Here is a 14,200-nt window from a genome sequence, read left to right on the forward strand (position 1 = left end):
TTTATATCAAAAAGATGAAGCTGCTTTTTTCATGGCTTCAAAGAGAATGAAGCATGTGATGTTTAGAGGCTCTTTCCCCACCAATAAGAAATATTGGGGAAAATGAACCTTTTCAATTGATAATTAGGCTTCGCGTTTGAAGCTAGAAAAATATGAACCTGATAGTGACATTGCAAGCCCTTCGGGACAAGCGGCGATGCTATTAGACTCATTTCTGGCAATAGGTGGAACACTCATATCATTTCCTTTTTACATGATAAAAAAGCATTAAAACCGTTCACTGTTCACCTGGCAGAGTGCGACGGCATGCAAATCAATGTATAAGACGCTTATTTCCCTGGTGAATGGTCACTCAAAAAGGTGAATGGTTTATACGAACCTTTCACCCTCGTCTTATCCGGATTACTTATTTTTACAGCTTATACTATTGCTCAGTAAATAAAAGGTCTGAACTGATTAAGGTCAATATTATAGCTTATTTACTTAACGACCAACGTCGATAAGCTTGCTGAGTATCGTCGCAAAGCTTAACAACCAAGGTCACAAAGCTTAACGATGGCGGTGTCCGGATTTATAAGTAATAACTAAAGAGTTAGTTTGCAATAGGTTTAATGGTAATGGATAATAAGGGGAAAGATACTTTTTAAGTTGCCGGATAAATACTTATATATAGGAAGGTGAATGGTTGGATCCAACCATTCACCTTTTTATCCAACCATTCACCCTGTATATATGTTGTTAAACAAAATATAATCAATAAGTTATTATATGTAAGGTGAAGGGTGAATGGTTTATTGCCTGATTTTGCATGAATAGTTGCTCCGGAGCAAAGATTGCAACACTGATAGCTCAAATCGGGCAGTAAGTGAACCTTTTTTGTAACAAGAAAGTCGATATATCTTGTTTCGTCCTTACAGGACTTAAGAAAAGAGGATAGACTATCAGGAACCCAGGGTTAAAAACCCCGGGCTGATTTTGTGATCAGGCTTACAGCCTTCAAGACAACGACATCGTAAGGGCGGTTCGCGAACCGCCCTTACCAACGACACTACATTCAAAACTGGCAATATGTGAAACATTCACATTTCATTAAAGGAACAGATTCATTACAGTATTGTCGAGGTTGAACGCGATCTCTGTGCTGCACTGGATACCCGTTTTTTAATTTCTCTTTATCCCCCCAAACCAGGGGATATGTTGCGTAAATCGTGTTGTTTCGTTCTATAATCCACCTATTTCGGAAAATTAGGGACGTTTTTTCTTGCTGATTCGGAAAACCTCTTTACCTTTGCAACAGATTCCGTAGCGAGCAGAGGCTTGCGATACGCGGTTTCAATACATATTGTAAGTATTTTACGAAAATTATTCTATACATAAAATCTGGTAAATTTTAAGTCTAGTGGAGTAATGGACAGTAAATGCTTGCGCTGATTACGTATAAGTTCGTCTACCATTTTTATGGGAAGATTGTTTTATATCGTAAAGGCGCAGGCTGTTGTTCTATTATTGCTAGACGGGCTTACCAGAGCCTTATGTATGATAATAGACAACGCCTGCGTTTTTTTATGCCCGTTCATAATCATTCGCGGGGGTTGTTTCCCCTTCGTAAAATTAGTTGTTGGATTTTTAGACCCTATTTATAAACAATTAATTTTAAGATTATGAACAAAAAGTTTTCTACTTTATTGACAGCAAGCCTACTGATGGTAGGTGCGTTGTTTAGTAGTGCAAACGCAGCAGGCGTTGACATCCCTTATGGGGATAAGGCTACATCGGTTACTTCCGGATCAATGTATTATGTGGTTTTACAAGCTGGTAATGGTCTTGCAGCTGATGATGTTATGATGGGTATGAAGAATACCGATGGTACTTTGGCTGGACTTGCTTCCAAAGCGGTTGGTTCAGGGACATTTACTTTTACCGGAGCAGAGGGAGCAGATGTTACAAATTATCTTTGGACTGTTAGCGAAACTACAGAAAACAACAAAAAGTTTTATACATTGAAAAATGTAAAGGCTGAAGCTTATTTGGCATCTAACAGTGCGAATAGTTTTGCTTTTGTTTCTGCAAAGGATAATGCAACAGGGGATAAATCTGTTATCAAATTTACTTTTGGAGAAGATGGTGATGCTTATAGCGATACTTATACTTATTTATTGCCTAATGGAGGAGCAAAAGCATCTAATGCTTTAGCGGTAGATGCTGATGCTGGAACAATCACTTTTAATGGAAATGGTAGTGGTGGAGCCAAAAAGGTCATCCTTTACTCCGTTAAAACCCAGCCCGTTGCAGCAATAGATTTGAACGCTGCGTTTGGTGGTGCCGGTTTCTCATTCGCTCCTGATGGCGTTGAAGTAGAAGATAACATCTTCGATCAGAGCATCAAGGCTTTTGATGTTGAGCATGATATTGTATTGGAAGCAGGTGTCCGTGTTATTAAAGCCGGTACTTACTTTGCAACCAGCTATCCAGATGAATTAGCTGAAGAAGATGCAATTACTACTGCTGAACAATTCGATGCATGTACATTCATCGCTGTCTCTCCGACAAGCAATTTCAAAACAAGCAAATTGCCTCAGGGTAGCGGTGCTGGTTTCAAATTTGTAACTGTAAAAGGGGATGATTTGAATACTTATATCAGTGGAGATAACCTGTCCGGTAAGGAAGAAATATATGTTGGCAACGCTGCATTTACCGTTACTGAACCGAATGAGTATGCAAATCCGGGTAAATACACAATGTCTTTGAGTGCACGTGTACTGGCAGATCCGAAAGCATCTTCTAACAAAGATCAGAACCATGCAGCAAAAAACATCGATGTAATTGCAACTGCTATCCAGGATGTAAATTATATCACTACAACTGTAAGTGGCGAAGGTTCTCTTTTCAAAGTGGCTTCCAGCAAATTGGTAAAAGGGGTATCTTTATTGAAAGAAGAAAAAGCTCCGTCTGTATTCAATATCCAGTTTGTAAGCGGTAAAGGCAAAAAAGATTCTGAATATAATAAGTATGTGGGAGTTGCTATCGCTAGTGGAACTGACTTCCAGTTGGTAGCTCAGGGTAGTGCTTTGGCTGCTTTGAACACTCCGCAGTATCAGTTCGTAATCTCTGCCATTGATACAAAGACGCAGACTATTACTTTCAAGAATCTTGAAACTGCTGTTACTTTCAAATCGACTTTGTTTGAAACAGAAAATGAAGGTGAATATAAATTGGTAGGTGTTGGAAGTGCGGTCAGTACAAACTTAGCTGTTGTTGAAGTTGCAAAAGACGATAAGTCAGGCTATACAGAAGATGTTAACCTGGAAGGTAAAGTAATCACGCTGAACGCTGTAGAGGTTGACCCATTTGCAGGTTTCGCTGTTAAAGACCTGACTTCTGAGGCTGTTATCTTGAAATTTGCCAAGAGTGCGGCTTTGAATGCAGAAAAGCTGTATGTAGGTGTAGATGAAAAAACTTCAACTAATACCGATCTTTATGATAAAGAATCGAAGGCTATCAAGGTTAAATTCATTCCGAAAGAAGAAGCAGACAAACCTCAGGGAGACGCTCAGACTTATTGCTACAACAAGGGCGGTAAGGTATATACTGCCAGCCAGAAGATGGTAACTTATTACTCTTATTCTGCACAGATTATTGATGGTGAAAATAATAATAGCTATTTGAAAATCAATAGTACTGCTTTAGAAATTGAAGAGGGTGTTGTCAATCCTGCTTCTGCTAATACGAAATTTGTAATCAAAGAAAACAAAGACGGTTCTGTTTCTCTGTTTGTTTCAACAGCATTTGCTCATGCTACAAATGCAAAAGCAGTAAAAAGTGATGACGGTACTGCTATCTCTGTTGACGGTATCGCTTATGGAGTAGAAAAAGCTGACGCTATCAAATTGTATCTTGTTGGTGAAGAACTGGGTGTAAGCCTGGAAGCAAAACCGCGTCATGCAGCATTCCAGTCTACAACCGGCGGTTATATCTCATTGAACGATAAAAATGAGGGTATCGTTGCTATCAAGACAGCTGCTGATGCAGACCTGACATTCTGGTTGGATACTGCTGATTCAAAGGCAACTGTTCCTTCTTTCTATATCTCTCGCCGTGGTGCTAAAGCTGACGATGCAAGATTGTTTATGTTTAATACAGCAGATTCGGTTAACACTATCTCTGGTGATGAAAATCCTGCTTATGTATGGTATCCGGGGGTTAACAAGGTGATCTTTAAAGCTGCTACATTGGTTAACCCTGATACACTGTCTACAACTGTAAACGGTAAAGCTGCATTAGTTGCAACCAGTGCTGATCAGAACAAGGGTATTCTGGGTGGTTTGAACAACTTCAAATATCAGATTTTGAAAGTTACTGATGCTGACAACGAATATTATATCCGTAATATGGTTGATGGAGATTACTTGGTTAGCTACAATGGTCTGCTGACATTAGGTGAAAGAGACAACGCTATCAAGGTCGTTCTTGAAGCAGGTGAATCACCTGTTGCCAATGATGCAATCAACGTATCTGCGGTATCAGTAATCGCAACTGACGGTGCTATCATTATCAAGGGTGCTGAAGGCAAGAAAGTGGCTATCAGCAATGTACTTGGTCAGACAATTGCTAACACAGTTGTTACTTCTTCTGAAGCAACTATCGCTGCTCCTGCAGGTGTAGTGGTCGTAGCCGTAGAAGGCGAAGCTGCTGTTAAGGCAATCGTAAAATAAGAAATTATTTATAATCAATAAATTTAAATTTGACTGCGCGGTGATATCGGACAAGAATCAGCCAAGTATCCCGTGAGGGTGAACAAGCGGTCGATATTAATACTAAAGTAATGAAATAAAGTTCTTCTGTTCGATCTCTGTGAAGAGCAAAAACAGACAAAAACAAGCCTCGGAGGATTCGTTTTCCGGGGCTTCGTTCTTTAGAAAGAAGTGTTCGAAGGTAAAAAATCTAGTAACGGGTTACATTATATTCCCTCCTGTCAAAGCCAGTACTAACGGAAGATAATCCTTTAATTCGACGCGAAGACTTTTAAGGGCCTGCTGTATACGGTAATCGATTGTTTTGGAAGACATACCTAATGCTGCCGCTATTTCGTTATAGGTCTTGCCGTCGATCCGGTTCATTACGAAAGCTTCCCGGTATGTTGCCGGAAGTTTTGCCAGCGCCTCTTCTATTTTTTGTGTCAACTCTTCCACAATATAAAAGTCAGGATCTTCAAACTGTGATTGCCAGTTGCCGGCAATGAATGAGTGAACCTGTTCATGCAAGCGAAGTTTTTCTATATGATTGATACATTTATTCTTCACGGCACGGAAAAGATAACCGTTCAAGGAAGAATCGACCACAATTTCCTTTCTACGTTCCCATATCCCAACCATCATATCCTGTATAAGCTCCTCCGCGTCATTCATCCCGACAAATTGTGTCGCATAGGCACACAACACAGGGTAATACCTTAAAAAGAAAGTATTAAAGGCCTTTTTGTTTCCCCGCTGAAGGGAATCAAAAAGTCTTTCATCTTCTGTGTTCTGATACATTTGTTTGGTCATGAGCCGACTTATTCTGATACGCATTTTGCATCTATAAAGCAAAATTAAAAAAAAAGGGCTTATTTCCCAATTCTGTTTAGGAACTTTCATTCCTGAACTGTCATATTAGAAAGAACAGAAAGAATGGAGCAGAAGAAAAATATAAATGAATTGGATTTATTTCGATATATGAATAACGAACTAAGCGGTCAGGAATATATCGAAGTAGAAGAATGGATCAATGCTTCGGAAGAGAACCGGAAGATTGCCAAAGATTATTATGAACTCTCTTTTGCCGTTACTTCCCTGCAGTTTATCAAACGTTCCGCTCCGCAAAAAGCACTGGAAAACGTCAATAAGCAGATAAAGGAAAAACAATTCCGGAAATTGTACCTCTTTGTCCAACGGGTTGCGGTAATTTTACTGTTGCCTTTGCTCACCCTTTCCGGTTTTCTCCTGTTACAGCCCCGGGAAAAGACCCCTGTTTTCTATCTGGAAGCGCGCATGACACCCGGGATGATCGGTTCAACCGTATTGCCCGATGGCACAAAAGTATGGCTTAACTCCTCCTCTTACCTTAGATACCCCAACCTTTTTTCCGGGCAGACCCGTGAAGTGACCCTTGACGGTGAAGCCTATTTCAAAGTAACAGAAAACACAAAAAAGCCTTTTATCGTTCATTCGGGAAATTCTTCCGTCAAAGTTTTAGGTACTGAATTCAATATGGATGCGTATAGCAGCAACGGTTTTATTGCGACAACCCTTGTCAACGGTTCCATTCAATTCAACTATCAAAACGAAGACGACACATCCAGTTCAGTAATCATAGAACCGAATGAACAGATTTATTTCGATAAGAAAACCAGCCAGACCCAGGTATCTGAAGCATATATACCTAAAGATATCGCCTGGAAAAACGGACAGATCATTTTAAAAGAGACTCCCTTATCCGAAATCTTGTGGATACTGAGCAAACGGTTCAACGTGGAGTTTACAATAAAAGACCCCGCTTTTTATAAGCATTCTTTTACCGGTGTTTTCACCAACCAGCAGATCGAACGCGTATTGGAGCATTTCAAACGATCATCCGGTATACGTTATAAAATAAATCACGAGCTCGATCAGGATGGAGAAATCACCAAAAGTCAGATAGAATTATATTAACTATTGTCTAATCTTTAAATCAGAAACGATCATGAAAGCAAGAGATCCATAAAGAAAAAACACACGAATAAATATTGGCGTATCTATTCGTGTGGAAAAAAAACGACGCTTGAGGCAACAAGCTTACATTTTTGTTTACCATTAAAACACTGTAAATCTATGCGAAAAAGAAGTAATATCAAAACGAAAATACTCTTACGTATGAAAATAACTGCATTATTGCTAGTCGCCACCCTTACTATAGTAAACGCGGCAAATACGTATAGTCAGACAACCTCATTGTCTGTCGAGGCTAAGAATCAAACCATACAAACGGTTTTGGACCATATTGAATCCCAGTCGGAATTCAAATTCTTTTACAATACGAAGCAAGTGAATACAAATAAACTGGTATCTATCCATGCCAGCCAGAAAGACGTATTCGAAGTGTTGAACGATCTATTCAGGAATACAGATATAAAATATGAAGTATTGGATAAGAATATTATCCTGACTTTAAAAAAGGAAACTGCATCAAACATGAGCCCGGCTATCAGCCAACAGGACAAAAATGTGAGCGGTGTGGTAGTAGATCAAAACGGCGAACCGGTCATCGGTGCCAATGTAATGGTGAAAGGGACAACGACCGGCTCTATCACGAGTATAAACGGCGACTTCGCTCTTAACAACATTCCCCAATCGGCTGTCCTGGTGGTCTCCTATATCGGTTATATAACCAGAGAAGTACCCGTCGGACAGCAACAGTCGCTGAGAATCGTCCTGAAGGAAGACCTGCAGACGTTGGACGAAGTGGTCGTTGTCGGTTACGGTACGATGAAAAAAAGCGATATCACGGGAGCTATCTCATCCGTGAGCGAGGAGAAAATCGCTCGCCAAGCTGTAGCCAATGTTTCTTCTGCATTGCAAGGCCTGGCTACCGGCGTATCCGTTACTTCCAGTTCCGGATCTCCGGGTTCCGCCGCCACGATCCGTATCAGAGGTGTCGGTACGGTAAACGATGCAGAACCATTGTTTGTCGTAGACGGGATGCCCGTGACGGATATAAACTACCTGAACACGTCGGACATACAGTCTATGGAAGTACTTAAAGATGCTTCCGCTTCCGCTATTTACGGTTCCCGTGGCGCGAACGGCGTAATCCTTATCACTACGAAAAAAGGTGCCGTAGGAAAAACCACCGTCACGTTCGACGCGTATTGGTCAATGAACAAGATATTGAATAACATCGATTTGATGTCAGGTCAGGAATGGTACGACTATCAGGAACAGTTGAACGGCGTAAGAAGTGTTCCCATCGACTTGAGCCTTGTCAATCGTAACGTCTCCACCAACTGGATGGACGAAATCACGCATACAGCCTTTATGCACAACTACAGTGTCGGCATAAGCGGCGGTAAAGAGAATGACTATAAATTCAATCTGGGCTTGAATTATATCAATCAAGATGGAACGATCAAGAAATCCAATTATGAACGGTTCAGTGTCCGTCAAAGTACGGAAAAAACAGTGATCAAGGATCATTTGGTAGTAGGTACCAACGCGTCGATCGCAAGATCTACCGATGCGAGTATCAGCGAGCGCAACAGTAGCAATGTGTACGACGCCGACTATGGTGTCGTAAGTAACGCACTCCGCCTCGATCCGGTAACTCCTGCCCGAAATGCGGACGGTTCGTACGGTTACTCTCCTTATATTGACTACTATAACCCGTTAGCAAGCATCATGTACCGGGACAATGAACGGGAGAGACTTGCTTTCATCGGCAATATGTATGGTGAATGGCAGATTATAAAAGGATTGAAGTTCAAGAGTAGCTTCGGAGCGGAAATCAGAAGAGTCGACAATAAAACGTTCTCGCCTGTCTATCAGGTATCCTCTAGCCAGAGAAATCTGGAAAGTAGTTTATCGAAGTCGCAGACCAAAGGATACTACTATACATTTGAGAATACCCTTTCATATGAGAAGAAGTTTGCCAAGAAACACTCCATATCCGCTCTCGTGGGTTATACCAACGAATGGGGTAAGCGGGAAAGCCTGAGCGTAAACGCAAGAGATCTTATCGGTGAGTCGGATAACCTACACTATGTAGACGCTACGCTGGATAAGAACAAGACCACGGCAAGCAATAGCGCTACGGAATATGGTTTGATGTCTTATCTGGGCCGCGTACACTACGATTACGATAACAAATACCTCGTCACGGCCACTTTCCGTCGAGACGGTTCCTCTAAATTCTCTTCCAAGAACCGCTGGGGTAACTTCCCCTCGTTCGCTTTGGGTTGGAGAATGGATAACGAAAAGTTCTTCCAGAGTCTGAACGCCGATTGGGTTTCTTCCCTAAAACTTCGTGCGGGCTGGGGACGGATCGGGAATCAGAATATTACCGATTATGTGGATCGCAGTTTGCTGTCATTGAACGCGTCATACGGTGCTTTATTCGGAGCAAGGGAGAATGAAACCTTGTATCAGGGTATTGCCGTGGCAAGATTAGGCAATTCGGATATTAAATGGGAAACCACAGAATCCCTTAACATCGGTCTCGACGCGAGCTTCTTTAACAGCCGGATGGTTTTCAGCTTCGAGTATTATTACAAGACAACGAAGGATATGTTGCTTGCGGCTCCTATGCCTATCTATATGGGATATGCGAATAATACCTACACCAATATCGGTGAGGCAAACAACCGCGGTGTCGAGTTGAATCTCGAATGGAGAGACAAGACCGAAAGCGGCTTCGAATACAACGTGGGAATGAATATGTCGACCATCCGTAACCGGATGACGAAATTGAACGGTGGTACGCCTATTTCCGACGGGCCATTCCGAAACGGAACCATGTACCTCACCTACACGAATGAAGGTATGCCTATCGGCGCATTCTGGGGTTATAAGACAAACGGGCTTATCCAAACACAGGAGCAGCTGGATGCCGTTAAGCGGGCAGATTTCCAGCCTAATGCCGAATTGGGTGATGTATTGTTTGTGGACACGAACGGCGACAACAAGTTAAACTCGAGTGACAGATGCATGATCGGTAATCCTATTCCGGATATCATATACGGTATCACCGTCGGTATGGCATGGAAAGGCTTCGACCTCAATTTGCAGTTCGGTGGAACGATCGGTAATGAGATATTTAACGCGATGCGTTATTACACCTATTTCCCGAACGATATAACGAACAAAGATAGAGCGTTAATGAATTATTGGACGCCTACCAATACAAATACGGACATCCCTCGCCTGACGGCTACGGACGTAAACGATAATGACCGTTTCTCAGACATGTACGTGGAAAACGGCACTTATTTCCGATTGAGAAACGCCCAACTGGGTTATACCCTACCCGCTTCTCTCACACAGAAGATAAAACTTCAAAAGGTGCGTTTTTATGTAAGCGGTCAGAACCTGTTTACGATATCCGGTTACTCGGGTATGGATCCGGAAGTAGGTCAGTCGAGCTCTTTATCCAGAGGTATAGATTACGGTATCTATCCTCAGAACAGATCATTCACCGGTGGTTTTAATGTTACTTTTTAAATTTATAAGGTTATGTTTAAAAACAAATATATCATAGGAATCGCACTCGCGATATTAACAGGATTCAGCAGTTGCGCGGATTTGGATTTGGCACCGTTAGGTAGCCCGGAGGCTGGAAAGCTAACAGAAGAACGGCAAGCATTCTTGCGTTTGACAGCTGTCTATTCAGGTATGAAAGACTTCCGTTACACCTGGTCGATGCAATGTTTCGGAGACGTATTGTCGAACGACGCAACTTATAGCGGTTCTTCGAACGATGCACAGACCTTCACGTTGATGGAGAATTTTCAGTATCAGGCAGATCATACCGAGATTTTGAACAAATACCGGTATTCTTACCAATGTATCAATAAAGCGAATTTATTTTTACAGGACATGGAAACGGCCGAGGATGCCATTTTCTCGACGTACAATAAGGAACAAATGATTGGTGAGGCCAAGTTTATCCGCGCCTATACCTATTTCGAACTCGTGAAAACCTTTGGCGGTGTTCCTTGTTATACGGAAGTCCTGGATCTTGCCCATGAAAGACTCGGACGTTCGACCGTTGAGGAAGTATATGCTGTTATCGAACAAGACTTGAACGATGCGGTTAGTGCTTTGCCTAAGAAAAGTGAGATCGCAAACTACGATGCAAGCTATGCAGGAAGAATCACCAAAGGTGCGGCCATTGCCATGCAAACACGTGTTTACCTTTATCAGAAAAAGTACGATGAGGTAAAAAAGGCATTCGAGAATTTCCAAAAGGAATGCGGTAGCGAATATAGCCTGGTGAGCCCGGAAGAATACGCTTGGCAATTCTCCTTGAAAGGGGAACACTGTTCCGCATCTATCCTGGAAATAAATATGTATACTTCCACAACTCAAAGCTCGTATAATGTAAATAACGGTAACCGTCACGTATTGATGTCCATGCCCCGAAATATGACGATCGGTTTCGGTTGCGCACAGCCTACCCAGGCCCTGGCCGACGCTTATGATGCCGAGGGGGATATCATACGAAAGAATACGACACTCCTTTCCACGCAAGAGGCCATAGAGATCGAGACTGCGGCTAAAGGTGAGGTGGCACCCATTACGGACGACCGAACCGGTTGGTATAATCGCAAATTGTATCTTGCCCCCGGGGAGAGAGAAGAGAACAGAGGGAATAACCAACCGACAAACCTCAGGCTTATCCGCCTCGCGGAAGTATATTTGAACTATGCCGAAGCTTGTTATTTCAGTGGCGATATCGCTAATGCACAAAAATATCTGAACGAGGTAAGAAGTCATGTCAACCTGGCTCCTAAGAACAATACAGGAGATAAATTATTTGAAGACATCATGAACGAGCGTCATCTGGAGTTCGGATTGGAAGGTTTCCGGTTCTTTGATGTGGTACGAGTAGGATGGGGCGAGAAAGTCTTTAACGGAACCAAGAAGGTGGAATTTGGAGCTAAGACTCCTTTCGCCGCCGGTGCGGAAGTATTGCCTATACCTCAAACCGAGATTGACATAAGTGGCGGTTTAATAAAGAATTAATAAAGAAACAACAACTTGTATAAATCATAACAGTATGAAAAGAAATCTATTATTGCTCGGAATCTGTCTTCTGGCCGTATCGTTCGTCGGAGAGGCCTTTGGACAGAAGAAAAAACCGCGTATCGGTATTGCCGGTATACAGATAGAAAACAGCGTGTTCGTCCCGAATAGGCAACCGCTCGTAGGACACCCCGTAAGAATGCCGGACTATATCAGCCCTGACTCGGCTATGGGGCAGGCAGCTACTTGGCTTCCCGCCCAGATTGGCTATGGCGGTGGAAGAGGCCCCGTGACAAAAGAGTCGTACGATGCGTTTGTAGAAAAATCATTGGAGATGATCAAGGCTAATATGCCATACGATGCTTTCTGGTTTTATAACCACGGAGCTTGTAGCGTGGAAGGCGTAGCCGATCCTGAAGGTGAATTTATGGAAAAGGTGCGTAGCTTGATCGGAAACGATGTTTTGGTTACTACCACGATGGATCTTCACGGAAATCCTTCTTGGTTGGTGGCTCTCAACTCTGATTTGATTACGACATATCGCCAGGCACCACATGCCGATTCCCGCGAATCGCACAGACGAGGGGTCGTTAATTTGTTGGAACGTCTTGAATCAGGGAAAGGACGTCCGGCCTACAAGGCATGGGTGGCTGTTCCTGTCTTGGTATCCGGCGAATGGTCGAGTACCCGCGTCGAACCTGCAAAATCGCTATACGCATTGGTTCCCGAAGTTGAAGCCATGCCAGGAGTGATAGATGCGGGCATATGGATCGGTTATGTTTGGGGAGACAACCCGAGGAACCAAGGAGTCGTGATGGTTTACGGTGACGATGAAGAACAGGTGAAAGCCGGGGCGAAGAAACTCGCCCAAAAATTCTGGGATGTCCGTAAGCAATTCTCACTGGAAGCTCCGGGATATTCACTCGAAGAATGTATCGATTTGGCAGTAGCAAGTAAAAAGAAGCCTTTCTTTATCAGTGACATGGGAGATAACCCTGGCGGAGGAGGCTCAGGTGAAGTCACTTGGACTTTGGCGAGACTCTTGAAGCGTCCGGAATTCCAGAGCGATAAAGGAAAGAGCGTTCTTTATTGTTCCATCCCCGGAGAAGAGGTAGTTAAGCAGGCACGTAAGGTCGGCGTAGGCGGACACGTAGAAGGCATGGTAGGTGCTATGGTAGATAATTCCTACGAAGGCCCCGTGAAATTGTCGGGTACCGTGGTTTATGTCAGCCCGGAAGATGACAAGAATGCGGAATCCTGGAGACGCAAAAGGGATATCGCTATCGTAAAAACCGGAAGTATTTATGTGGTAGTAGGTACATCGTCTCCCACTCCGAACCTGGAAGGTTCAGGAATCGATCCGAAAGAAATGGATATCGTAATGGTAAAACAAGGTTACCTTGTAAACCAATGGTACAATATACAAGCGGATTGGGTGATGGCATTTACACGAGGCGGAGTGGATCAGGACTTCAAGAAGCTTCCATATAAAAATATCGTGAGACCGATGTTCCCGATCGATCCAGACATGGCTGATCCGGAATTGAACGTGATCATGGTTCCTTCTGCACAACACTTGTACGGTAGATAAAAATTACCGTTACTAAACATGGATCGCGGAATATCACGGATAAAGATAAAAATACAACTTCTAATCCGCATATTCCGCGTTGTCCGTGTTTCAATAAATAGATATTATTACTTTGATTTCACAAATCCGACCGGGTTGCGCGGCTTATCTGACAGCTTCTTTTGCACCTGCAACTCAGCCAGTGTTTTATTAATCAATTCCAGCTGTATCCGAGTATCCTCGTTGATGTCATTGTAGTCTGTGAACGTTTCTTCTATATATTCTTTCAAATCTTTTATTTCCTGCTTAAGTTCTATAACCATATCTGCCGGGGGATTCAATATCAACTGTCTAACCGTTATGAAAGCACGGATTATTTGTATATTTATCTCTATTGCTATGTCACTATTCAATACAGAAGAAAGTTGAGCAACGCCATGTTCAGTAAATGCAAAGGGCATATAACGGGTTCCACCTCTTTTTGAGGTGCTAAAATTGCACCTCAAACTCTCTAACTCCTCTTTTGTTAGTTCAAACATAAAATCAGAAGGAAATCTTTTGATGTTATTTTTAACAGCACGCTTCAAATACTTTGTTTCAGTTCCGTACATTTCAGCTAAATCAAAATCCAGCATCACCTTTTGACCTCTTATTTCATAGATCTTGCTTTGGATTAATTGTAATTCATTCATAGTTTTAATATTATATGATTAATCTTAATGCAGTAAAGATAACGATTATTTGTTTTCAGCATATTTAAACCCTTATTTTTTATTACCTGACGGGATTTTCCCAGATAGTCGTACTTCATAACAGAAAAAGGTGAACGGCTATGGTAGCCGCTCACCTTTTTCATATGAGTTATTCACCTGCTATAACA

Annotated in this window: 7 protein-coding genes; 5 read left to right on the forward strand and 2 right to left on the reverse strand. The window is 42.4% G+C overall.

Features of this window, described 5'->3' with window-relative positions; translation table 11 throughout:
* Positions 1-1,661 precede the first annotated feature (1,661 nt).
* Complete coding sequence (locus tag HMPREF1212_RS18010) at positions 1,662-4,712, forward strand: DUF6383 domain-containing protein (RefSeq protein ID WP_046150565.1); 3,051 nt, start codon at positions 1,662-1,664, stop codon at positions 4,710-4,712.
* A 240-nt stretch (positions 4,713-4,952) separates the two neighbouring features.
* Here HMPREF1212_RS18010 and HMPREF1212_RS18015 read toward each other — a convergent pair whose 3' ends face one another.
* Complete coding sequence (locus HMPREF1212_RS18015) at positions 4,953-5,531, reverse strand: RNA polymerase sigma-70 factor (protein ID WP_087880931.1); 579 nt, start codon at positions 5,529-5,531, stop codon at positions 4,953-4,955.
* 180 nt (positions 5,532-5,711) lie between these two features.
* Between HMPREF1212_RS18015 and HMPREF1212_RS18020 the strand changes: the two genes are divergently transcribed.
* From HMPREF1212_RS18020 to HMPREF1212_RS18035, 4 genes are all read left to right on the forward strand, one after another.
* Positions 5,712-6,686: a FecR family protein gene (locus tag HMPREF1212_RS18020; RefSeq protein ID WP_198293287.1), complete on the forward strand. Its 975-nt coding sequence runs from the start codon at positions 5,712-5,714 to the stop codon at positions 6,684-6,686.
* 201 nt (positions 6,687-6,887) lie between these two features.
* Complete coding sequence (locus tag HMPREF1212_RS18025) at positions 6,888-10,226, forward strand: TonB-dependent receptor (RefSeq protein ID WP_198293288.1); 3,339 nt, start codon at positions 6,888-6,890, stop codon at positions 10,224-10,226.
* A gap of 12 nt (positions 10,227-10,238) precedes the next feature.
* Complete coding sequence (locus HMPREF1212_RS18030; protein ID WP_046150568.1) at positions 10,239-11,750, forward strand: RagB/SusD family nutrient uptake outer membrane protein; 1,512 nt, start codon at positions 10,239-10,241, stop codon at positions 11,748-11,750.
* 34 nt (positions 11,751-11,784) lie between these two features.
* Positions 11,785-13,341, forward strand: a complete 1,557-nt coding sequence (locus tag HMPREF1212_RS18035) for a M81 family metallopeptidase (protein ID WP_046150569.1) — start codon at positions 11,785-11,787, stop codon at positions 13,339-13,341.
* Between the two features lie 107 nt (positions 13,342-13,448).
* On the opposite strand, the gene HMPREF1212_RS18040 is transcribed toward HMPREF1212_RS18035, so the two are convergent.
* Entirely contained in the window at positions 13,449-14,012 is a 564-nt protein-coding gene (locus tag HMPREF1212_RS18040) for an ORF6N domain-containing protein (protein WP_028727695.1), read from the reverse strand.
* Positions 14,013-14,200 lie beyond the last annotated feature (188 nt).

Source organism: Parabacteroides sp. HGS0025 (genome assembly GCF_000969845.1).
Taxonomy (GTDB): domain Bacteria; phylum Bacteroidota; class Bacteroidia; order Bacteroidales; family Tannerellaceae; genus Parabacteroides; species Parabacteroides gordonii.

What these genes read in the sequence shown, in the direction of transcription:
- HMPREF1212_RS18010 (WP_046150565.1), top strand. Translation starts at nt 1,662, where the DNA reads ATGAACAAAAAGTTTTCTACTTTATTGACAGCAAGCCTACTGATGGTA.
- HMPREF1212_RS18015 (WP_087880931.1), bottom strand. Translation starts at nt 5,531, where the DNA reads ATGTATCAGAACACAGAAGATGAAAGACTTTTTGATTCCCTTCAGCGG.
- HMPREF1212_RS18020 (WP_198293287.1), top strand. Translation starts at nt 5,712, where the DNA reads ATGAATAACGAACTAAGCGGTCAGGAATATATCGAAGTAGAAGAATGG.
- HMPREF1212_RS18025 (WP_198293288.1), top strand. Translation starts at nt 6,888, where the DNA reads ATGAAAATAACTGCATTATTGCTAGTCGCCACCCTTACTATAGTAAAC.
- HMPREF1212_RS18030 (WP_046150568.1), top strand. Translation starts at nt 10,239, where the DNA reads ATGTTTAAAAACAAATATATCATAGGAATCGCACTCGCGATATTAACA.
- HMPREF1212_RS18035 (WP_046150569.1), top strand. Translation starts at nt 11,785, where the DNA reads ATGAAAAGAAATCTATTATTGCTCGGAATCTGTCTTCTGGCCGTATCG.
- HMPREF1212_RS18040 (WP_028727695.1), bottom strand. Translation starts at nt 14,012, where the DNA reads ATGAATGAATTACAATTAATCCAAAGCAAGATCTATGAAATAAGAGGT.